General features: G+C 34.2%; 13 protein-coding genes. All 13 read right to left on the reverse strand.

The window, feature by feature from the left end; translation table 11 throughout:
- Positions 1 to 237: 237 nt before the first annotated feature.
- The 13 genes from RE431_RS11785 to RE431_RS11845 all read right to left on the reverse strand — a co-directional run bounded on the left by RE431_RS11785 (position 238) and on the right by RE431_RS11845 (position 25,105).
- On the reverse strand, positions 238 to 954 hold the full coding sequence (locus RE431_RS11785; RefSeq protein ID WP_309562183.1) for a PP2C family protein-serine/threonine phosphatase: 717 nt from the start codon (positions 952 to 954) through the stop codon (positions 238 to 240).
- Complete coding sequence (gene mads8 / locus RE431_RS11790) at positions 954 to 6,386, reverse strand: methylation-associated defense system ATP-binding protein MAD8 (protein WP_309562184.1); 5,433 nt, start codon at positions 6,384 to 6,386, stop codon at positions 954 to 956. Before mads8 ends, RE431_RS11785 begins: the two co-directional genes overlap by 1 nt.
- A gap of 7 nt (positions 6,387 to 6,393) precedes the next feature.
- A complete protein-coding gene (gene mads7 / locus RE431_RS11795; protein ID WP_309562185.1) occupies positions 6,394 to 7,944 on the reverse strand; it encodes a methylation-associated defense system protein MAD7 in 1,551 nt (516 codons plus the stop codon).
- 2 nt (positions 7,945 to 7,946) lie between these two features.
- Positions 7,947 to 12,683, reverse strand: a complete 4,737-nt coding sequence (mads6, locus tag RE431_RS11800) for a methylation-associated defense system protein kinase MAD6 (RefSeq protein ID WP_309562186.1) — start codon at positions 12,681 to 12,683, stop codon at positions 7,947 to 7,949.
- A complete protein-coding gene (gene mads5 / locus RE431_RS11805) occupies positions 12,671 to 14,059 on the reverse strand; it encodes a methylation-associated defense system restriction endonuclease subunit S MAD5 (protein ID WP_309562187.1) in 1,389 nt (462 codons plus the stop codon). Before mads5 ends, mads6 begins: the two co-directional genes overlap by 13 nt.
- Positions 14,060 to 14,065: 6 nt before the next feature.
- Complete coding sequence (mads2, locus tag RE431_RS11810; protein WP_309562188.1) at positions 14,066 to 16,078, reverse strand: methylation-associated defense system DNA methyltransferase MAD2; 2,013 nt, start codon at positions 16,076 to 16,078, stop codon at positions 14,066 to 14,068.
- 10 nt (positions 16,079 to 16,088) lie between these two features.
- On the reverse strand, positions 16,089 to 16,940 hold the full coding sequence (locus RE431_RS11815; RefSeq protein ID WP_309562189.1) for a nucleotidyl transferase AbiEii/AbiGii toxin family protein: 852 nt from the start codon (positions 16,938 to 16,940) through the stop codon (positions 16,089 to 16,091).
- Positions 16,921 to 17,922: a type IV toxin-antitoxin system AbiEi family antitoxin gene (locus RE431_RS11820; protein ID WP_309562190.1), complete on the reverse strand. Its 1,002-nt coding sequence runs from the start codon at positions 17,920 to 17,922 to the stop codon at positions 16,921 to 16,923. The genes RE431_RS11815 and RE431_RS11820 overlap by 20 nt, the downstream gene beginning before the upstream one ends.
- Before the next feature lie 124 nt (positions 17,923 to 18,046).
- Positions 18,047 to 22,180 carry an alpha/beta hydrolase gene (locus RE431_RS11825; protein ID WP_309562191.1) on the reverse strand — a complete coding sequence of 1,378 codons (4,134 nt, stop codon included), beginning with the start codon at positions 22,178 to 22,180 and terminating at the stop codon, positions 18,047 to 18,049.
- Positions 22,181 to 22,475: 295 nt separating this feature from the next.
- Positions 22,476 to 22,922: a DUF6730 family protein gene (locus tag RE431_RS11830; protein ID WP_309562192.1), complete on the reverse strand. Its 447-nt coding sequence runs from the start codon at positions 22,920 to 22,922 to the stop codon at positions 22,476 to 22,478.
- Between the two features lie 12 nt (positions 22,923 to 22,934).
- Positions 22,935 to 23,807: a relaxase/mobilization nuclease domain-containing protein gene (locus tag RE431_RS11835; protein ID WP_309562193.1), complete on the reverse strand. Its 873-nt coding sequence runs from the start codon at positions 23,805 to 23,807 to the stop codon at positions 22,935 to 22,937.
- Positions 23,804 to 24,100 (reverse strand): mobilization protein MbpA, encoded by a 297-nt coding sequence (mbpA, locus tag RE431_RS11840; protein WP_309562194.1) that lies wholly within the window; start codon positions 24,098 to 24,100, stop codon positions 23,804 to 23,806. Before mbpA ends, RE431_RS11835 begins: the two co-directional genes overlap by 4 nt.
- A gap of 120 nt (positions 24,101 to 24,220) precedes the next feature.
- Entirely contained in the window at positions 24,221 to 25,105 is an 885-nt protein-coding gene (locus RE431_RS11845; protein ID WP_309562195.1) for a toprim domain-containing protein, read from the reverse strand.
- Positions 25,106 to 25,213: the final 108 nt, after the last annotated feature.

The following is a 25,213-nucleotide window of genomic DNA, read 5'->3' on the forward strand; positions in this document are numbered from 1 at the left end:
TTCAAGTGGAGAAATTAACTTATCAAACATCCACACAAGGGCAAATTTAGAAGAAGGAATATCAAGATAAAATTCAAATAGCCGGAACCATCCTTAAAGCGACAAGGATAAACAATAAATACAGAGGGGAACTATTTATAGTTTATTTCACCAATAAGGTCCGAAAGGATTTTGAGATTTATTATCTTTTCAATGATCACTTTCATCACATAGTGCCTGAATTTAAAATTGACACATTCAGCCGCTAATTGAAAAATCTTCAATTAAAATTAAACTCGCATTATCATTAGCTTCCTCTATGAGTCTCTGATCGATAGTATCTAATAAAGTTCCACTGGTTTCGTTTATATTAAGTAAATACTGTAATGTCAAGGAATCCATGATGTTATGCACACCATCCGAACAAACAAACACCTTATCTCCTTTATTTAATAAGAATTTCTGAAAAGAGGGTTCAGATTTCTTAACATCACCCTGAATGGAACGGGTAACTACGTGGTTATATTTAGAAAAATCTAAGTTGTCTATTGAATCATCAGCTTCAGAAAGCTCATTTTTTAAATTATGTGGTTTGCTTTCAAAAGATAGTTTGGATTTAGAATAATGCAGAATTTTCACATCTCCTACCCAAAACGCCCTGGCAGTTTCTCCGGAGACAATTATACCTCCTAATGTAGATCCTAATTTTGAATGATGTTGTTCTTGGTATTGACGAACAGCTAAATTTGCCTTATTTATAGCTTTCTTAATAGCATTCTCATTTAATTCCTTTGTATTAGTTAAAAAAGTAGACACACTATCGATGACGATTGAAGCTGCAACATCACCATTATCATAACCACCCATTCCATCGGCAATAAGATAAAGAAATGTATCCGCATTGATGCTCTTGACCAAAGTAAAATCTTGGTTGATTTTCCTTTTACCTATATGTGATATAATTGTCGATTTCATTACATGCCAGTGGCTTGAATAGTACCACCTCCGTGTTTCGTTACTCTTGGCCTAGTGGAAATTTTCAAAGGCTTTGCAGATATACTCTTTTCAGTTGCTTTAGTAGCCCACAAGAAACCTTCTCCCGGAGTAAGGGCACTCATATCTGCCGGAGTCAATGTCGATAACTGTGTAATGGACTTCTGAATGTGTTTAAGCCATTGAGGACTATTGAATTTGTGTAGTAAAACAATAGAGCTCAATTCTATTATTTCGTTTGGCAGACTCGGAGGATCCTGACTTGCAATCATTATACTAACGCCTTTGTGACGCATTTCTCGAATTGCTCTTACAATGTTCCCTGTTAGATCTTTATTATCCATATACTTATGCGCCTCATCAAAGACTATAAATTTGTTAAAGTGTTTACCTTCAACTTTCTTAACCGCAGAAAAGATATTCAACATAATTACAAATAAACCTAGTGCCTCATCTTTAACTATAAATTCATCTCTCAGATCGACAATTATAAGACGACCTGGTTTGAGTATATCCCTCATCATAAAGTTGTCATCGATGTATTCTCTTGCAAAACTTAGCTTTTGTCTTGCTAGGGCTTTTTGAGAGTTACTGAGAAGCTCCGATTCTTCCACGCTTTGGGCAAGACCTTCAATCGTAATATTTGACCTATGCTCTTTCATAATGGCCTTTAATTGCCGAATATATGTAGAATCATTTCCCAGAGCACCAAGAATAAACATCCAATCTTGAACATTTAGCTCTTTAGAATTAAAAGCTATTGGTTTCACTTCTATAGATGGATATTCTAACTGCCTTTCATCAATCTTGTCCTTTGGTGTTAAAATAATTACGTCGTCTATTGAATTAGGTTCTGCGCCATATTTCTCTTTCAGTTTTTTCAATTCCCTTTTTTGATCATTATCATAAATCATCGAAGTAAATTCCGGTTCATAGTCCATACTTTCGCTATAGTGAAATATTACACCAGCAAGTGGTGAAGGAAGCTGATTAATCTTATTAAACTGTTTCAAAACCATTTCAGATATAGTTCCAATTGTATAACTTTTTCCCCCGCCCTGTACTCCAAATAAACTTATAGTATTTGTCTCACTTAAATCAACTGCTATTTTCTTTTGAACGATACTTTCACCTAAAATTCCGAATTGAGAACTTTCAGAGGTTTTGCCAATAAGTATATCATAATCGGGAGTAATATGTCCTATTTTATCATTGGAGTCTTTTGATTTTTCAGGAGTATCAGATATATCAATCTTGTTAGATTCTCTTTCTTCCTCTGCAGCTCTATTCAACTCTTCCTCATGTGGAGGGTAAGAGTTGATTTTATATTCAGTTTTATTAGCGTTTTTTTCGGCTTCAACATTATTCTCCGTTTCTACTTCAGAAACATCCTCAAAGCTAGGCTCCATTTTAGATTTAAACTTTTGAATAAAGGGTTGGAGTTCGTTTTTATTCCCAAAAGCTTCGTGAAGGTCCTTGTCTAAATCTCCTTCTTCTAGTCTTTTAGTGTTAAGATCAGAGTCTGGATCTAAAATATCATCAATTAGTTTCCCTCCGAAAGTAAAAAATACAGACTCGTGGTCAAGTACAACTTTTTTATGCCGATCAGTAGCGGCAAAATCAAATATTAACCCAAGACGTTTAAACCGAAGTGTGAACCCAGAATCTAAGTTTTGCATAAACTCCAGATACTGATTGTACGCTTTATTAGATAGATAATTATATCTGTTGGCTCTTTCTAAATAGAAAGATAATAAGGATTTCAATTCTTTATTTTTGATTTCCCTATCTAGACGATCAAAAGAATTGTTGTATTCTGGGTCAAAATGAGTTCTAATCGCTTCAATTGTATTTTCAATTTGATCAAGCATTTTTAATTGTAGGGCATCTTTTTCAGTTTCTCCCAATGCTTTTCTGCATTTGATTTCGATTACAGAAATTAATATTTCTTTTTTCGATGGATTCATGGACACCAAGAGGTTATCAGCTCTGGATCTGCTACCCGATGGGAGGTTTTCAAATAAATTCTGGTGTAGGTCTATTGGAATTAAAAAAGCTTCCTCTAACATCTCCTTCTTCTCTAAAACGCGTTTGGTAAAGGCCGACCCGATTACTTCAAAAGCTTTGTTTTTGGTTGAATTTAATTGAAGTACCAAAGAACTACTTACAGCTCTCAAATCTTCTAATAGAATTTTGATTTTTTGTTCATCCTCCTGATTATGGATATCTAAATTAAATTCCTCAAAATGAGGTCCCAATAGTCCTAATATTTCGGAAGTAGGGCGAGTGGTTAAATAGGATGATATTCCCAGGGTTTCTTCCCCCGGCACATAATCCAACAGGAAAGGAATTTTACCATCTTTTGAAGGTTGATCAAATATTTGAGGTCCGAGATTTTTGTCAAATGTAACTACCCAATCAGAAAAATCGTGTAAATGTGTTAACAATACCTTGTCTTTATCATTTAAGCGTAGTTGAGTGGAAGGAACAGATTCGGTATATTTTGAAACTAATGCCCCACTAATAAAGCTTTGGATATTATCAAAAAGCTTGATACCATTTACCCCTGTTTTGTCATATTGAATTGGTAGTTTATTACCGCTAATAAAGCTATTCCATTTAATTTGAGAACCATTTTCACTTACTATAATTGTGGAATCTGCTAACAGGCCATTTAAGTAAAAATTACGATCATCTTCATTAGGCTTAATTAATTCTGTTGTAATAGGAAAGGGGCTTACTAAAAAACTTAAGTGAGATGTAAAGCTTGAAGGTTTTTTTAAAAAATCGCTGATATTATTAATGGAGAAGCGAAGTTTAGGAAACAACCGATTTCGGGAAGGTTGAGAAAAGGCCTCGGCTTCTGGAGTTATATTTGATTCTGGGTTAATTAATGCCTTCAAAGACTCACCGTGTTCGATAATTTTATCATCACCTTTAAAGATGCGGACTTCATAATTGATATTTTCAAAATTCTTTTCTTTCTCTAATTCTACAAATGCATTTGAAAATACATCTGCATCGCCTGCGTTGAAAAGGTTGATAACTAGTTTATCTATGTAAGGATGTTGAGCTAAATAATTCTTTATGTGACGAATAACTAATTTCAGGCTTAAATCCGTTTCTACATAATTATCTTTAGTTATATTGAATAATAGCCTTAAATAATGCTGCAACTGCCGCGATATAGAAGTCATTCCATTTTTTGGCTCTTTAGATACTGTGCTTAGATAAAGACCCCAGCCAAATGACAATTCTCCATTATAATTGAAAGGCTTTAACGTGTTAGAATCCAAAAGGACCTGCTGATTATTTTCTGGAGATAGCTGTCCAATAAAAAGATCTTCTAATTGCTCAGACCAAGATTCCTTATGTCCAGAAAATTCCTTGGTTTTTCTTTCCCAATCTGCAAAAACCTCAAGCAGTTGTAAAGTCCAAGCTAGTCTCAACGGATGTAAAGGAGAAACAATAAGTGCTTCGATTTTATTACCATCAGGAAGTTTGCTCTTTACGCGAGCTACATCTATCATCTGTAGTTCCACCAAAAATTCTTTAAGCTTGGTTTGTTCTTCCAGTTTTATGTTATTGTTTGCAAGTTGTTTTTTTAATTTAGTTGTCCATTTTGTATAAGAATCTATGTATTCTTTTATTTGATCTTTTAAATTGAAAATATCCGCAGTTTCAAATATCCCGTTCCCATTTTCATTTGAATTGAGAATAGATTCAAAAACTTCCTTGCGTTTCTTTAAAAGGGATTTAGGAACTATTTCGCCTAACGGGCTTTCTACAAATTCAAGATTTTCAAAACCGATGGCCAGTTTATTCCCTTTTAAGGTTGATCGCACATAACCTATTCTATCAGCATTTTTAAGAAAAATGTTTTCTATCTGCCGTAATTTAGTTGAAACATTTACCTGGTAGTTATGCTTATCGGAGTAGTTGATGTGAAACGTGGAAGAATGTTTTTCTTTACCATCGTTGATCCAGACATTGGATGTTTCAGAAGGCTCGGGTATATCAAAATCTTCATCATTTTTTAAACCACTTATTCTATATTTAAAATAAGCCTGTAAAACATTATTCAACTTGTCTTTTCTTTGGTCTTCGTCACGTTCAATCGCTTCTTCGATTATGTAATCAAAATCTTCCGAGTCACAAGTAAGTTTGTATGGAAATGAGCTCTTTTTTATTTCCTCATTTTCTGCTTTTTTAATCTCCCAAGCTTTTTGAATTTTATTATCCTTAAATTCATCATTTGCATTAAGCATATTTCCGTGCTCGTCTTCAGCCAAAACTTTAATAAAATAAGATCCTTCTTCAATAATATTAGGATTGAGTTCAAGAGTCGCATCACGATAGGGCCTACTGGAAGTTGAATTATTTATTTTTCTAAGAACAGTAATTTCCTCACCACTTCTACCATCAACCGCCATTAAGATAATCCTGAAAGATTTAAGGTCTTTTATATCTTTCGGTTTAGGATATGTATGAAAACGCACTCTTAACTTTGCAATCTTCTGTTGCTCCGCATAAAGAACATTTGTGCCATCTTCTACTTTTAGGTCGCTTGATTTAATCTCATCTAACACGAGTTTAATATGAGAGAAGTCTAAATCTGGAATAGGCCAATTCTTAAAATTTAGATGTTTATATTGCTGATGAATTGATTGACAAATCTCAATAGAACTCTTAACATCTTTTTCATTTTTCAAAAAGTCTACAATATCCTTTTGAACCGAATCATTTTCTAAATTTAAATCTGAGATGCGATCGTATAGAGGTTTATTAAAAGCAGAAATTAATTCTACATTTTCACGATTAAAATTAAGGCGGGATCTTATTTTTTCCTTTTTATCCATAAGGATTTCATCTGGAATTAGGCATAAACAATGAAGTTGGTTTCCAACCTCTTTTTCATCGTAGCTCAATTCCTCCAAAGCAATTAAATAATCGATAATTTCTTTGTTAGAAGGGTTCAGATAATTTATTACGTCATTAATTATATTATCTGCAATTTTATCTGGAATTTCATCAATTAAGGATTGAACCAATTTTTGTTCAATTCCGTTTAAAGAAATTTCTTTAAACGTGGCATTTCCATAAGAGTCTTCTGCAGCAGTTCTGCTACTAGACGGTATGAGAATAAGTAATGGCTTATTTTGCTTATTACGTAATTCGATAAGCTTAGTCGCCGATATATACCTATCTCCAGTGTTACCTTCAGATATTATGTAAATATCTAAATGAGTATAGGCATCTTTTAAAAGATCATACAAAAATTCCAATTCATTAATACCCAATCCAGTGATTTTCATACAATGACCTGCAGATGCATTTTGAAAGTCTTGCTGGTGGAGTTCGGTAATAAGACACGTAATTTTTTTGTAATATGTATTTATAGCAGTTGATTGCATTCTTTTATTAGTCTTTTAATTCGTAACGAGGACGTATCCTTTGTAAAATATAGGCATCACTCAAATCGTTGTAGAAGCCTATTTGACGTAATTTCATTTTAAAAGATTCTACATTTTCTTTAAAGGCCAAGTGGGTATTGAGATCAGCATCTTTAAATCGTTCTTCTGGGAGCCCATTAATAATAAGCCCATATCGATCTCTTATATTTTCAATCAACTCTTCAATAGAAAGGGTCTTTGTTTTAAACTGATCGTCCTCTGCTTCGAGCACGAGAATTTGAACAATAGTTTCTAATAACCTGGTTCCCAAAACAAATCGCCTGGGATGTTTTTTACTCCGTCCCTGGGACATAAAACCCCGTTCAGTATTCTTTTGAGCAAGATTATCTATAAGCTGAACATGATATTTATATTGATAAGCACCACGAGCTTTAAGTATTAATTGAATATACTTGTCAAAGTATGTATCTTCATATTTGACCATATCTTTGATGAGCTCTCGGTCATCTTCTTCAAGAGAATTGTAAAGATTATCCCATTGAGTTTCAAAATAAATTTCAAAACCCTCTGGTTTTTCTGACAGAACTTTTAGAGCCTTATCAAGGTTAGCAGAATCATTCTTTTCTAATTTAAGTCTTCTAAGAGCTGCATTTATTTGAAAAGTAGCTTTGACATAATCATAAACACTATTAGTCAAATTTGCTGCATCATCACTGGCAATTTTTGCCATTTTACCTTCATAATTATCTGTTGCATCTATAACTATATTCCAATGATCAGGGCAATATATTGTTCCTTTTTCAATCATCTGAGGCAATAGATATACAAGTTTTTGAACGTAAACGGATAAATGAAATGAGGTAATTGTTTTTAGGTAATCAACAATTACATTTCGTGGGATTTTACGTTTGTAAACCAATAATCTTCTTACATCATCACAATATAATTTTGCTTGGGTATCTAATAAAGGTTTGATCTGATTAAGTGAACTATTGGTATCCAAAAAACCAGGATTAAAATTTTTTATGATATGCAAAAGTCCAAGACTGTCAACATCCAAACCATCAGAAATGTTGATATTGCTCGTTACGTCATCCCATCCTTCCATAAGGAAGTTTTTAAGATCTTCCTTTACAGTAGGATTCGCGCCAAGCATTAAATATACCTGATCTGCCGTGTTATAGTCTCTGGTTTGCGGGCCATTTCTAACACGATAACTTTCTAGATGAATTGGTCTGAGAGACGATATTTTTTCTTTGTCCAGATTACCCCTATAAACCATATTAGCCAGGTTACTTCTCAACCATAATTCCGTAGCTTCTTTATTTTCGGAAAAGCCACTTACCAATCCTTCCTTTTCAAGCTTTTCAAAAACTCTTTGAAATGTGTCCAGATCTATATTTTTAACTCGACTTCGTTGTCTTGGCCTCATTCCGTTATGTTTTAGTAACATAAAAAGATTTACTAATACATTATCTATATTAACAGCTTTTGCATCACCTGCATAAATCAACTCGTTTCTTAAAACACTTTCTTCCTTATTTAATTTTATTGCCATAATTATAATTGCATTGCTGCTATATTAAGATGGTTATTCGCATTCTTGCTTATTTCGTAGAATTCCATATTATCCCTTGTGACCACCACCTTATTATAGGTTAGGTTTTCAAGAAGATTCTTGAATATTGTAAGCTCCACAAACTTTCCTCGTAAATCATTGAGTGAAGGACTATATCCCTGTTGTATGAAATAAAGCATTTCAAATAAATCCAAGGAAATAACCAGTTCTATATGTGTTTCACGTTTATGCCTAAAAACCAAACTATCTGGTTCGTATTCTAAGTATTTTACTAAATGATCTGTGCGATTAACAAAGAGTTCAAAATCATTAAGATCAAAAAGTCTAAAAGAATCACTGAATGGATCATTTATTTCAGATGAGCTAAGCACTAAATGTTTTTGCCAGATAGCTTCATTATCACATCCTTCATTCATCGAGATAGCTCTGGATAAGGATATCTTTAATTCAATCAATGAGTTTTTGGTCATACTTTTAAAGAGGGTATGAAGAAATGGTTTTAATACGGCTGTGTTTTGATGTCTTTTAAAATCTGTCCAGCTACATCCCTTATATTTATTAAATTCTATATTTCCTAAATACTCTATACCTTCTAATTTAAGCCGTAAATTATTAATACCTTTTCCTTCTTTCTGAATCACTTCTTTTAATTGAGAAAAGAAAGTTTTCTCAAAAATGGACTCTAATAAGAGATCACTTTCATCAAATTTAAAATGTGTCTCATGCGCTATATCATTATTAGTTTCATATTCAAGTTCAACATCTGAAATACTATTCTCATTATTAACGCTCAGAGCCTCGTGGAAGCTCTGTAATGATTGATATGGGAGACGGTCTTTATAATCTCTAACAAGACCTTCATAATATTGATGTCTAATAAAAGTTTTCTGAATGCTTTTAATTCTTTTTAATACTTCATCCGTTTGCTCGTGAGCAGGGACCCATATTTTATTCTTGTTAAAGGTTTCTAGTAAATTAAATTCCCGATCAGAAAAGTCCAAATAGTTTCTTTTAACATGCTGGCCAAAAAACAAATCGCGGTCCAAATTAGGTATGGAAACATTCCCTATATCAGTCTCTCTTAACAATTTCACTAAACGATCATTGTCACCAGAATCATTTTGATCTGGATTTGTAATATTGAAATAATATAATTGCCAATATTTTTCTGGTGTACTCTGTAGTTCTGTGTAGACATCATCTACTTCTTCACAACTATGATCACGGGAAATTATAAATGCGATCAACGATCTAAGATCACGCATGGTAATATGTAATTCCCTTTTGAGACCTACAGTACGGAGCAGCCACTCCATCCTTGTAATTACTTCATTGCCTGAAGCTGGGTCATTGAGAGAATCTACATTATATTTTATAAAACACTTATTTGCCAAAGAACAACCTTCACATTTGTTCCATAGACTTTTTTTAGTAAGTGCCTTTACTTGTTGTCTAAAAAGGCTAGATTCTTTATCATCGCTGGCAGTTATAGACCGTAAATTAAGATTGATAATCATCAAACCTTGTGGTAAAATAAAATGCCCTTCTTTATAAAAATATTGATCGATTATATTATGAAGTGACTGATATTTTTCTGAGGTTTTTAAAAACTCAACCAATCGTCCTTCGTTTATGGCGATAATCCTGCCCTTGTTTACGTTATTGAAATTTTTAACCCCTTCAAAAGGTTCAAAAAAGTTTTCAAGTACTTGATTGTTTATTTTATCATCCTCATCCTGCGAACCGTCATAGTTACTTTCAAATGAAATGTTATTTATTTCAAATTCTGCACCGTTCTTATGATTAAAGCGGTTCAGGTTTTTGACGCTTTTCGCATTTTCTATTTTCCTTATAAACGCTGTTTTACCATCACCTGCATTTCCTGTAATTATAATGAGCTTAAAACGGCCATCCAGAATATCCGGAATTAGTCTTCTGTCCAGTTTAGAGGGAGAATAAGTAGCTTCGTCATATAGCGAACCGCGATCATTCACACGGGTTCCCCAATTTCCAGATTTGGATTGGCTGTAAAGGGAATTTATATAATCTACAATATCAATGCCCTCCACATCGATTTTATGTGCCTTTAATTTATTGGTGTTATCTTCAAATGATTCTCTTAAGGCATTATACACCTTGGTAATATTTCCTTCATTGAAATTTCTAGCCCCACCTTCCCAAAATGTTTCATTAATCAAAACCTCATTATCAGTTTTAATCAAAACCTTTAATTTGTCTTGAAGCGATATGGAAGATTTATAACCTTCAATCTTTTCTTTAAATTTATTTAGGGAAGAATGGATGGTTTTTCGCAGTTCTCCATAATTAGCCATCTCATTTAGTAAACGTATTCTAGTACTGCCCTGGATAATATATACCTCCGTGCGATATTCCTTTTGATCTACTACTATGCCTTCAGAATCTTCTTTATTTTCGGACAATAAATTATCGCTTCCAATTTCTCGTAAGCGATCCAACATTTTCTTTGCGGAAGAAAACCGGGTTTCAGGCTTTGTTCCAATTGCTTTTAATAAGAAGTCAGCAAATTCTTCTGAAATTCGTGGATTTCCCAGCTTTGGATCTTCTGGAGCAATACTCATTTTAGGAATTCGCCCCTGTGGCCATGGATATCTTTTTGTTACCAATTCATAAAGTGTGATTCCTAAAGCAAAAGTGTCTGCAGAAAGATCCCAATTCACTCTTTGTCCATCGATCAAATCTGGAGCTAAATAAGGGTTTGTGCCAACATAATCCTTATTATCCTGTGTAAGGGAAGCTACATTAAAATCGATTAAAACAAAACGCCCATTCTTATCCCATATAATATTTTGGGGTTTAATATCACGATGTAGGATTGGCTTTGCTCGGTCTTGAAGATAGCTTAAAGCAGAAAGCATATCCTCAGCAAGTTGATAAATAGTGTTTATCGGTAAATTGGCATCTGTTCTGGTATAAGTACTTAAATTGCCACCGTCCAAAAATTCAGTAGTGGTATAGAATTGCCCATAACGGGTTTGTCCATTCCAAATAAACTTAACGATATTAGGGTGATTAAGCTCATTCAGTGCATTGTACTCATCAATAACAGAAGCAATACTAACACTTTCGTGAAAAAGCTTGAGCGCAAAATCCCTTCCCTGTAAATCGTGTTTAGCTTTAAATACACGTGAATACCCACCATGTCCGAGTTTTTTGATGATAATGTAATCATCTACACGATCGCCCTCATTTAAATCATAAGTGTCCTGTTGGGTGGTTGTTGATGATGCGTTTTTTGTCTTAGTATCTTCTTTATTAGAGTTTTCAACCTTTATAGCATCATCGATCATTTTTTCAAGCTCTTCAATACTGTCAATACGCTTGTCGCTATCAGTAAGAATAGTTTTTGAACACACATCATCAACCCACTTGGGTAATGCGCTATTTTCGGCAGAAGGCAAACGTTCTTCCGGTAATTTTCCGCCTAATTTATCGAGTTCAAAAGGTCCTTTAATGGGTTCTTTTCCTGAAAAAAGCCAGGCGATTAAAACTCCCAAAGAGTATATGTCTGAAGCTCTGGAAGCATCTTTGGCTATTAATTCTAAGGGATGATAAGGTGTGGCGCTAGACTCATTAATAGTGGGCATTACCGTATAACCATTCTCGTTATGATCTGTAAAATAGGATTTACCAAAGTTCCCTAAATAAGCATAGCCGTTACTTAAAAAGATATTTTCGGGATTAATGTCCCTATGAAAAATATTTTCTTTGTGTGCAGATTGTAAAGCACTCATAACGTTCTTTACAATATTTACGCGTTCATCAAAGGTGAAGGTTTTGTTTCTCGCGGCACTACGCAAGGAATCATCTTCCATTAAATCTGTAATCTCATAAAAGAGGTGGTTCTCTTCATCTACTTTAAATTCTACAGGAAGAATAAACGGGTTGGAACGTATTTTTTGAAGTGCATTAAATTGATTTTTTATATTTTCCTCTCGTTCCCGTAATTCATCTGGAGATAAGCCTACTACCTGTAGGGCATATTCCTTCACACGTTTGCGAATATTTGAAGTGACATTTTTAGGCTTTACCAGGTACTCTACATAATTATCTGATTCCTGTTTTAAAACCTCAATAATCTCATAACCTTGGATTTCTTTTTTCTCGGTAGGTGATTTCCTGTTTTGTTCGCCAATTAAAAACTGTACGATATCATTTTGAACATCACCAATCGCACCTTCCCATTTACCTATTTGTTCTGGATCCTGAATATAGTTTATAAGTTTACTGGAAAGTGTAAAGGATAATTTTGCTGCCTCTTGCCATAAGATAGGCTCAAAGGAATTAGGGTAGGAAAGGGTAAGCATGTTTTGTATCCAGGCTTTTCCCCAGTCTTTATTGGCGCTTTTTAACTTTGAAGCCAATATAGCTGTTTTTTGACGTCCGGTCTTAAGCGGATTAGGGTTTTGCCGATCGTTGATATACCAATAGTCATCTGCACCTTCGATGCGACCTTTCCAGTCTTTGTTCTCAATATTATAAATGGCGTGTGGTGCTACTACAATGAGATCGTATTCCCAAAACTGGGTACGGTTGTTACGTGGATTGGTGGAAGCAATCTCCACATTAGGAATCAAAAAATAAGTGTCGGGAAGCTTGACTTCTAGAAAATCTAACAAACGCTTCTCTCCAGCATTTACAACCGATTCAAAATAGGGAGGTTTAATTATTTTTGCCATTGTTCTATTTCTTTTTCTACTAATTCGATCGCTTTTTGTTCTTTTTGAAAGGCTAAGTATCTATAATTTTTAAATTTCTCAATCTTCTCAGATATTGTTTGAATTATTTCTGATTCAGGTAAAAAAACTGGAACTGTATCGATATGAAAAGGCTCAACTCTTTCTATAACTGAACCATATTTTAATGATTGAATGTAATTTTGTACAATAGGCACATTCAAATATGCATATAAATACATCGGATCAATTTCCGAGTTTCGAGCTTCAATTCTAATTATATCTTGCGAACCTAATGCTTTCATTTCCTCATATTCCTTGGAAATTAATTTAGTATCCCCTACAGTTCCTGCACAAGTAAGTAATATTTGATTTTCTTTCAATGATTGTTCTTCTATAAAAGGAGTTTTAGATTTAGATAAATATTCACATTTAGAGAATGGGTTAACCCTACTCAATTCTGAACCTTTGATATATGGGAGACCGTATTTTTTTTCGACCTTTATTCTTTTAAAAATACCAGGTCGAGTTACTTTTACCTTTAATTCTTTAAGAGATTTTATGAGAGCTCCTTTATTTGAAAGACTATTTAGGTAAACGATGCCGTCATTAATGAACGCGGGAGAATCAATTCTTTTTTGATAATTATTAAGAATACTTGAGACTTTAATTATGTTTCTTTCATTACATCTATTCCCATAAATTTTGTCCATTTCCTTTTCAATCATTAAAGTTGATTCCCGGAATAATTTAATTGAATCATCTCTTAGATTAGCTACTTCATTTATAAGTTCATCTATTTCCTGTTGTAGTTCTGTTGGAAAAATTGGGATTGGTAACTTTTCAATATGGTGAGGTTCTATGTGCTTAACAACACCTCCGTAACTGGATTGAGTTAGTAAACCATTTCCATATTTAGAAGTCAAATAAGAATAAATGTAGCCTGGTAATAAATTATTTTTTTTTGGAATTACTCGTATCAAATCGTGTGTTGCCACCCTTCCCTCGAACTCTTGATTTGTGAATACTGTATTTCCTAAAGTTCCGGAACAAGTAATTAAAATCCATCCTTTCTCCAGGGCCAACTTGTCTTTTTGCTTGGTATATTTCTTAGATACATATTTTCCACCATTTATATCAGATTTTATCATATTTGATCCAGTAATATATGGCCAACCATATTCTTCGGATTTCACATAACTTCTTTTAAATATATTGCCAGAAAATATATCCTTGCTCTCATTTTCCAAGGTTGTCATTGGATAAGGCGAATTCTGAAGTTTAAATTTTGTTAGTGGTCCATCGCTTAAATAATACGAGGCATCCAATCGTTCTCCTGATTCTTTAAACCATTTGTGTTTAACTTGTAAAGTTTTCATTAATTACTAGTTTAAAAATTCATTATAAGCTTTACTTATTTGAGGTAGATCGTCGTCTAATTGCTTAATTTTCTCTCTTCTCACCTTCAATTCTTTTTCACCATTCCGTTTTTTAGTTAAATATTTTGTTTCAACGTTATAAAGAATTTCCGCTCCATCATTATCGCGAAGGTAAATAGGATTGCCTCGCCTGTCTTTTCCTAATTTTTCGGCTATTGCCATAAATACCTTATAATCCTCATCAATTTCTTGAGCCATTTGTCGTTGTTCTTCCGTTTTCTTTTGTAGAAACAATAGTGAAGCTTGGACGCCTACTTGTGGTAAAAACGCTTCTACTGCCAAGTCTATAGAGGCCAATATTTTAAATCGATCTAAAATCCATTCTCGCACAGAGAGCATATTAGGGTTCCCCAAAATACCATCGGGTAATACAATGGCCATTTTACCACCTTCTTTTAGATAGTCATAGCAAGCTTCTATAAATAATACTTCCGGCGCGGTACTATATTTACTCAAATCATATCGAGAAGCAATTTCGGTTTCTACCTTTACCTTAGCACCAAAAGGAGGGTTGGTGAAAATCATATCAAACTTGCCACGGGCATCGGTACTGTAAGCATTTTCAATATCTTTTATTTCACGTAAGCTTTTGTCGATAGCAGCGTTAATCTTGTCAACTTCTTTGGGGTGTTCCCAATTGGGATAGGCCAAGGAGTTTACATGAAAAATGTTGGCGTGTCCATCACCGCCCATTACCATATTCATCCGGGCGGCCTTTTTAAGGTCAGGGTCAAAATCAAACCCGAAAATACTCCGTTCGGCATAAATTCTTACTTTTTCATTTACTTCGGCAGAATTATACTTTTCCTCTAAATAAGGGCCGTTCAATTCAGGAAACATTTCTTTAGTAATCTGTTGACGCACATGATCGAGCACCATTACCAAAAATCCACCGCTTCCACAGGCCGGATCCAGCACCCGATGATGCTCTTTGGGATCGAGCATATCAACCATACATTTGATAATATTTCGGGGTGTAAAAAATTGTCCAGCTTCCTGTTTTAATGTATTGCTTACAATGGTTTCGTAAGCCAATCCTTTTACATCAACAGAAGCATCTAAAAATGAATATTTAGCTAATTCTCCTGCAATAAACGCAAGACCTTTATCAGTAAGATCAATGCTTTCATTTCCTTGAAATACTTCAGAGAATATATTATCATTTTTAAGTTCGGTAAAAAGACTTTTAATTCTTTTTGCAACAGCTTCCCTACCTTCTTCAGTATTCTGTTCCTTAACTCCAACCCAAAATTTTCTTCGGTAGCTTTCACCATTTGGTAAATCCATGAACCGTCGTTTTTCATCGTAGAGCTTGCAGAAGATCAAGTTGAGTAACTGCCAGAACGCATCTTTCTTGCGGCCTTCATTCGCATAGATATAATCGTGAGATCGTTTAAAGACTTTGATCAAAGAATCGTTTGCTGGAGTACGCGTATGTGAACGATCTGCTCTATCTAAATCTTCTAATGTTTCCCCTTCACCCGGAAAGTCTGATAAATCTATGAAATTATAGTCGTAGCCAATATCATCTAATTCCTTTTGCAGGAAATTATAGCTAGAACCATTCGCCCAAAGGCCAAACTCACAGCTTTCAACCGCGCCCATGGCGTTTTCTAATGTCGCTGCAACACCTTTCTTTTTATCATTGGGTTTTACTTTATCACTCTGTATAACGCATAGGCGTATAATAAAATCCTGCTCATTGGGTTTGTCCTTTTCAAAAATTGCCAGATCGACTTTTTGTTTTTTAGTCTTTCCAGTGTCTGGATCATCATATTCAATCGTAAAGTTACGTTCCATATCATCCAGATCGAAACCATATTCTTCATTCAGCATTAAAATAACTGATTGCAAATTAGTTTCCTGCGCCTTGATTTTCTTTACCTCTCCCGTGAGGATACAAACGAGTTCGTTATCTTCTAATACTATTTCTTCTTTACTCTTTATAGCTGTAGCCATAGGTATGCTATTATTTTTGGTTTAATCCATTAACTATGTTTTGAATGCTCTGCAACACCTCTTCATAGGAAAGTGATTTATGTGTTTCTATAATTTGATTGATGAGATTACTTTCTTCTTCTTTTTCTAATTCATCCCTTAAAATTTCAAGTATGGATTCTACCGTTTCCTTATGGTTTTCCAATAACTCCTGAATATCCTTCCCTAATAGAACCGCACCCGCCGTGGTGTTTTTAAAGGGTTCCTCGCCATAGACTTCATCGTAATACTTGGTGGCAGCTCTTTCTTCGTGAATCGATAAGTAGTTTTCTAAAATAAAACCCATATCATCTGCATCTTTATTATTACGCTTGTGGCGATCTTTCCACGCAGTTATTTTCAATATAAAAATACCACTGAGGGTCGCAATTTTGATTTCGGTTTCATCATCTATACGAACCGGCAATGCAGCTTCGTTAGCAGCGGTAAAGCCTAAAACGGACATTGCCAATTCTTCATTGGGGGGCCAGAATATCTTATGATCACTTTTCATTATTTCGCCAAAAGGGACTATATCCAATTGAAACTTCTCTTTATATAAAAAGCGTTGTTTTTGATCTTTGTCTTTGGTGAAGTTCTCTAGCTTTAAGATCTCCTCTTCAACTTTCAACCATTCCTCCCAATGGTTCACTGTTATTGCAATATCAAGATCGTAAGTTAAACGACCAGACTGCGCATCGTGTAATTTCATAATTATATCACGTGCAGTAGCTCCTATTACAAAAAAAGAAATTCCAGCTTCTTTAAAATACTCATTAAGCTCTAATAGAATTGGCTTTAATAGAGGATGTGTAAATTTTTCACTAGATATGCTGTAACTCATTCTTTAATATTTGTTTTGCGGTTTCAATATTTCTACCAAATCCACTATTCATTAAATCTGCATACACTAACAATGCTGGTGCTACTTGGGCATAATTAGCATCATTTTTCCAGAATTTTTGTAAAATTTCAATTTCACCATTCTCACTTGGGATTAAGCGTAATTTATTTGCCACTTCAGAGAGTTCTAAATCAGTAAAAACGGTAAATTTTTCGGGCCTTAAGTTTTCAGTGATAATGGCACCTCCAGGCTCGCCACCCCATAATAATACGCCGTTTTCAGTATGGATATCTATATCGCGCCAATTTTTGGACTGATCTTGATCTATGAAACGCATACGTTTTCTGAGGATACGGGGTCGAAGAACCGCATTGAATTCTACAACCCAACGTTCTAATAGTTCATCTGTATTTTTAATAGCCCTTTTTTGTTTAGTTTTTAAGAGGTAATTTAACTCTTCAAGCTCGGCCATTACATTACTTACTGAACCTATAGAAACATCAGCTTGTTCAGCTATTCTTCTGTAAGAATCTTGGAGGTGTTCTGGTGTATTCAACAGATGAAAAATAATTTTCAATCCTGTTTCCTGGAAAGCGCGGGATTGATTGGTTTTATCTTTTTTAGTGTTTTTTTGCCCTTCTACGAAAATTGCTAAATCTTCATATTTTATAAACGAATTGCCCGCAACATCTATATAATTAATACCACGTTCTTTAAGTTCGTGTGTGGCTTTTTTAGATATATACTCAGCTATTAAGATAATAGGTCTGTTGCTGTTGTTCTTCATTTCCTCTAACTGGGATAAAATAAAACCTTGGTTAGATGTCCTAACAGCAGCTTTTGCTTCTACAACAAATTGTATATTTTTTATAGTTAGAAGCGCATCATGATTATTCCTATTACTATCTACTTGAATAGGAATATCTATAAGTTGTTCTAACTTTAAAGTAGCGTCATAAATAAAATCATTGTTACGATACATATCTGATTGTTCATTATTTTTACGTGTTCAGTGACAATGAACATTCAAATATAATGAACATTCTTTCAAATACAAAGAAAAAGTTAAAATGCCACTAAAGAATATTTAAAATGGATGAATTATGTCACTCGCCGTATTCATCAGTATACTCCTTTAAAAATAGTTTATCCGTATCTTTCAATTCATATCTCAGATCATCTGCTAGTAATGCAAAGATTGCTTTCGTTTGTAATACAGATTTAAGTTTATGAATTTTTTGAAAATTTTCACTAAGCTTATCAGGGTTTCTAAAAGCTTGAGGCTCCATCTCTAATTTAGTATTCCAGTATTTTAGAAGGAAAGGAATTATTATACAATCATTTAAACTGCCGGTATAAAGTTGGAAGGTGGGTGCTAACAAAAAATGAGTGGCTATGGCGGTTTTACTATTCATTTGTAAAGAACAAATAAGATAGGTCAATATTTGTAAGTGCCCGACAATTTCGGAGTTTATGTTATGTAAATAAATGCTTAAGTCTTTCGACTCTTTTTCATTTGTCGGGAAATGATTTAGAATATAATTAAGCTCATTCAATAGCTCCTTATTTTTAAAGTTTTCAGAATACTGATCGATCAAATCCCTACATATTTTTTTAAATTCAAATACTTCAATTTCATTTTTTAAAAGTTTTGTAAGTAAATAAATTACTATTGGATTCAGAGCTAACATAATAAGATCGAAATCCGGATCCTTCCTTTTCTGTCTTTCACGAATTTGTATTGATGCTACTAATTTCTTTTCATCTGGATTGGCTATCTTACTTGTATCTCTTTCAATCAGCTTATCAGTTAAATTCAAAATTTCTAAATGTAATTCAAAAACCTCCTCAAGTTGATTCTTAATGATTATATAACCAGTTAAAGGCGTCAACATGCGATGAAAAACTTTCAATTCATATTTTTCTTTAAGGCTAAACATTTTATCAGCCCAATATTCCGCCTTTTCAGAATCCTTTATTATTTCAAAATACTCTATAATATTAAAAACATTGATTAAAAGTTTTTCCGGATAGTATAAATCACTCAAGTCGTTATTATTGCTAATAAACCCACGATAAGGTTTGGTATAGCCGTCCCCGGGAGGATTACCGAATTTTACTAAATAAGAGAGATACCCAATAGCATTTCCGTATCTGATCTGAGTATTTATATAGAAATTGTTTTCCTCAAAAGTGTTCAAGAGCAATTCATAACCTTCAATAAAATTAAGGATAGCATCATCGGTTTTACCAAGTAGAAATAACGAGGTAGCAAATTCTCCTTTAAATTGTATATAACTAATTTCATTTATATAGATATTCTCGGATACAAAATGAAGCCCATGAGTCATAAAAGAATGTGCCTTTTCGGCACTAGAAGCCCCTGTTATCTTTGCTAATGTTAAATAAGTTTCAGCTTTGGAGATAAGAAATTTATCTAACTCATAGTCAACAACCTGCAGTAGGTATTCCTTGGCCTTTTCCTTATTTCCTTTATAGTAAAATTGTCTTCCTAATTCATCAGTTATAAGAAAAATGCTTCTTGGTTCATTAAGTAAATGCTTTTTCTGAAGGAAGATCTCTTCTGCTTTTAATATATCATCAAGCTTTTCAGATAATACCTGTATCTGCATTTTAAGAGATAATGACCTTAAAAATTCCAAATTAAGCTTTGTAGCTTTCTCGAAAATAAGGTTAAAATGTTTTACAAGACCAATCCAATTGGGGGATTGAGAATTTTGTTCTTTAGTAATGAAATTATTAATAAGCTTTTCTGAAATTATAAAAGCCTGATCATTATCTAATTCATTAATTGGGCGATTCCATGCTTCAACTTGATTAAACCACTGCTGCAAAGCAGTTAAATCTTCTATTTTGAGCAATAAAAGCCACATAATATTCTGATCAAATTCTTCAATTTCTTCAATTTTGACAGATGTTAATTCCGGCAATTGCTCGTAAGTGTAACTGTTAGTGTAATAAGAAAAATATTTTAAAGCCAAGGAACTATTTTCTTTAAGGTAACTGGAGGAAAGGATAACGGAAGGAAAATAAACGTCCACTTTTTCTTCCAGTGCTTGATCTACTAATGGAATTAAATCCTTGCGAAGGAAATCTATCTCTTCTAAATTCTCTAATTCTCGTGCCAATGCCAGACTTAAATGGAGGCTTCGGATAAGTAACCTTATTGGCAGAGGCATTTGTGCTGGAATTGTTTGATAATACCATGTGTAAAGACCTAAACTAAAATCATAAAAGTAATCTGGATTGCTAAGACAATGTTTCAGCAAATTAAGTATTACAAAGCCGGCATTTTCATATCTATTTGCTTCCTTAAAGTATGAAATAACATGTATTACTTCGTACTGATTTATCATACCTTTTTCGAGTATGGATAATCCAAGTTCATAATTGATATCCCTTACAAGTGCTTCCGAAACATTTTGAGTGCCTAATCTTTTAATTAAAGGAGAAACAAGAAATCTCTCGCGATCTCTTTGTAACCAAATTCCCATAATTGTGGTTACTTTTTCAAAAGGCCTTTCGATTTGCGGATCGCATTCTGAGACAACTCTAATTTCTTTATCCGTAATTACGGTCCTAACAATATTAAGTCTGTAGAGGAGATCACGTGTTTTTTGATCTTCAACATTGGAAACAAATTTTATCAGGGTATCATCCGTTAGATCGGTAAATAATTTACCGGTAAAAAAACTTAATAGTTCATCCTGGTTAATTTCCCAATCCATCTTATCTAAATATCGACATACAACTTGGAGATATAAAGGATATCCTTCTGTAATATCATAGATAAGTTCTTTTAACTCAAATCCTTCACTTTTCGGATAGGTTGCCAATACTTCATTACATTCTTCTCGCGTAAGAAGTGGCATTTGAATTTCAAATACAAAATCTTCATTTACAGTAAGTATGGAGTTTGAAAGTTTGTGGTTGGAAGTTGAAAGAACATAGATATTATTTTTTCGACAACACAATATAAAATCATTAAATATTCTATCAACGGAATCGGAGACTCCTAATTTTGGTAAATCATCCAAGATTATAAGTGACTTTATCTTGGTAGACAAAGAAGAAAATTGGGCTTCTAGTTCGTTTTGATCTTTTACTTTGAAAGCATCAAATAGCTTAATGGAAAAGAATTTTTCCTCAATATCCTTAAAATTAATCCAGGTTGTTCGATAATCTAAATATTCCTGAATTAATACCGAAAGTTGTGTTTTTCCAGTACCGTACATACCATGAATCGCAAGCCAATATGGATTGAGCTTCAAAAGGTTCTTAATAGTGTCACTTCGCCGGGACAAATGGCCTGAAAGCTGAGGAAAAAAATTATTCTCCATGGCTATCTTATTAATACTGAAAGAGTCTATTCCTAGTTTCTTGCCAATTTTATCAGTTAGTTCATTGAGGGATTGAGGACTGATATCAGCCTGTATTAGGCGCTTTTTTTCATCATAGTTATTTTTTAAAGTTTTGAGAATGGAGTTTTTTATAGCAGAAATAACAACTGTGTTCTCATTTTGCGGTTTCAGAATACTGAAATGGTCATCATCGGAATATATAATATCACTCTCGCGAGTTTCGTATCCCAAAGAGGAATTATTTGGAACAATGTTATCATTTTTACCTTGGAAGTATAAAGTTTTAGGTAGGGTAGATGCCGTATCAGCATTAATCCATAATCTCGTGACATTATCCAGTATATCACTTAACGGAGCTAAGTCATGAACATTTGGATTTTTTAGAAACATTCTGCCGAAATCTGCAAGTTTAGAACCATTGTGCGGAACAGCAAGTGAAATGAATAATGATATTTTATTGCGATCTTCTTCCTTTAGTTTTAAAATAGTGGCTTTAGAAATTAGGCCTCCCATACTATGAGCAACAAGAATGATTTTTTCATATTTTTCAAATTCTTCTTTTAAGTGCGAAAAAAGAACATCTTTGATATCATCAATAGATAGATTTTTTTTAAATTTTCGCTTTTTCCCAAAGGGAATTGAACCGAAAACATACTTTATTCGCTCTATTTTTGTACTTAATAATGAAAAATAGGTGAAACTTGCCAAATCAAAATGATCAGAAATTTCAGGGTTATCAATGAGATATTGTGGAATTTTTTTTACACCTGGCTCCAACCAAGTTTTTTCTCCTCCCATGAATCCATGGATAAATAATATTAAGTGTTTTCTATTGTTTTCTGCTAAAAATTTTATCATGTAAGATTATAATTTTAGAAAGGCAAAACAAATCTAAACAAAAAGGAAAAGATTGTAAGGTGGAAGATCTTACAGGAATAACAAAGCCCCATTTCTACCATAACTAACCTTGCGCGTGGATCCTGTGCTGTTTTTATAGTGTACGGGAAGTTAAGCGTAAAATAAAAACAGCATAGGGCGCAAACTGCTTATGGTCCATAATTTACAGTAAAAGTTCACCAGCTTATAAGGCTTTCCAAGACATTTACTGTAAATGGTGGTTCCTTTGCGGCAATGGCAATTGTCATGACAATGGCTAGTCTTTTCTTTCCAGCCACTCACAATAATCATCTTTGCTTTCAGGATTATCTGAAAAATATTCCTGATACCGATTCTCTGAATTCATCATCAGCTGGTACACTTCAAATTTCTCCTCTTTTGCTGCTTGGGTAGTATATCCAAAATAGCCCAAAAGCCCTAAAGTCAATATTCCCAGTATTCCGAAGATCATGAGCATATAATTGGGCACGATCAAGGCATGCTCCAGCTTCTTATCAATACTTTTAAGAATATCATCCCTTAATTGATTTTTAGCCTCCTGTTTTTCCAGAAAGGTGTTCAGGTGTTTTTCCATCGCTTCGGTACTTATCGGAATGCTCAAATCGAACAACTGTTTCGAAATTAATTGCAGTTTTAATATCGAGGTTTTAAAGTCGGCCATCTCATCGGCCATTAGTTCCATAATTTCATCTAGTTTTTTCATAGCTTATAAAATTTAATATCCCATGCCCATCCCGGTGTCCAGCCCCCTTTTGATCACTTGTTTCACCAGGTCTTTGGCTATTTTTGCAGCCATATTAGAGCTGATCCGTACTGTTTTGTCTATCAGTCTTAGGTGTTTAGGTACTTCCCGTAATCGGCTATAACTTGCGTTCTGGCTAATTTCCCCAATGAGTTTACTACCGGTCATCGACCGGTGTACCTCGCTACCTTTTAGATTGACACCCTTATATTCAAACCGAAACCCCTGAAGCTGATTGGATTTATTGATCGAAGGAACCACCTGTACATTGCAGGCCTTCATTTTACTGATATATTCATCCAGGGATTTAGGCCGGGTTTCCATCACCTTGTTATTGATATGCTTGATAGCCAACCGCTGCCAGTTCAATTCTTTTAGTTTTTCCTGTTGCACTTCTCGAACCCTAGTAAGTCCCAGCTCTTTGCCGACATTGTCGGCGGCAATCTGGCTGCGCTTTCCAATAAAACTGTCGTTATAAGCTTTCCCATCAAAACCAATCCTATTCACATATACATGCACATGGGTGTGTGCCTTATCCCGGTGGACAAATGCGATGGTCTGCCTGTTCTTTAATTCCATTTCTTTCAGGAATCTGCTGGTAATCTCTTTCAATTGTGCTTTGCTCATCTCCTGTCCATCTTTAACCGTAGGGCTTAGTATAAAACTCAGCGTATTTTGGGTACACCGTTCATTTTGCGACTGGATGATCTTAAATTCCTCGATGATCTCTTTCGGAGTCTCACCGGCAAGATGATCTCTGAATACCACTTCAGCATCCTTTTCCTGGTTCCATCCATAATCTATGGAAGCTTCAGTACTTGCTATCGAATGTCCTTTCCCGATCATTTTTTGAAGCTTTTTAAATGAGTCCTGATTTCTTCAGCTAATTGCTGCACTTCCTTCGATAATTTTGGATTGCTTTTTTTAAACATATTACTGATCCGGCTAAAATTATTTTTATACTGAACCAGTAACTGATAGCATTCTAATTGTTCCGGGGTAATGCGTTCGACCATATTGATCTTAAAAGCAGTAGCCCTTAGATATTTTGAAAGGGAAATTCCCGCCCTGGCTGCTCTTTTTTTGAGCAGCTTTTTCTCGTAGATCGAGCAACGTATTTGAATATATTCCCGTTTCATTTTTTTTCTTTATTTCTTTGCAACCTCCGGGCGCAAAGCAAGATTGTCATGACAATGACACATCTTGCTTTGCCCTCCCAAATGAAATCTCCCTTGTGGCATTTACTTTTCTGATGCTAATTATTTTTTAATTTTTTTTCTTGTACTTCTAATTGAAACAAGCTTTTCATTCAGGTCTTTATACTCTTGAAATAGCTCACTTCTATCTTTGGTGTTCTTATAATTCTGAAATAGTAGTTTTTTATTTTTATTTCCAGCCTGATCATTGTCCAGGTACAGATTTACTTCCCTATAATTTTTAAAATGGGGAGTGATTTGTTGTAAAAAAGCTAAAGAGTTTAAAACGATGATATCGGAGTCCTCTAATTCTTTTGGAAATAATTCAGCCAGGGATAACAAATCAAACATTCCTTCTAAAAGAATCAAGCGATCTGAATTTGTCTTTAAATAGGTATACGATTTTGGAGAATTGGATCCTTTGAAATATTTGTTTCGCAGTTCCCATCCTCCTTTGTTGGTTTGTAAACCTAAAGCGAAGTATTGTTTTCCGTTTAATCGATACCAGACTTCCTTACAATAGTGTTCGGCTATGGAGATTGAAATTCTCCTGATACCTAAATATTGAATCAACCCTGGATGCTGTATTGGCTTCACTTCAAAAACTACAATATTTGAAGCGGTTTTCCTTTTTAAATTTTGCTGATGAAAAGAAAAAAATTCTTGTTCATTGCTTAAAAATTCCAATGCTTGTTTAACTGAACACTTGTTCATCGCTACAATCAAATCCAGCCCGTTTCCGCCCGTTCCTATTCCGAAGTCATACCATCGGTTCAATTTTAAAGAAACCTTGAAAGAGGCCTGCGTTTCTGACCGTAGGGGACTCAGAAACCAGGCTTCTTTCTCCGCTATCCTGCTTGGAAAGTGCCCGGAGCTGGCCAGCGTTTTTACGATGGAAAGATTTCGGGCTCTTTCGCAGGTCATGGTTATACATATTTCTTTTTTCATTAGCTTTTTCTTAAGTAAGTAGTACAAATCAACCTATTCGTACTCATCATTATTTTTTTGATGAAAAAACGATGAGAAAACGATGAGCGCTTAAACCCTTATTATCAC

This window comes from Christiangramia sediminicola, assembly GCF_031344135.1.
GTDB lineage: Bacteria > Bacteroidota > Bacteroidia > Flavobacteriales > Flavobacteriaceae > Christiangramia > Christiangramia sediminicola.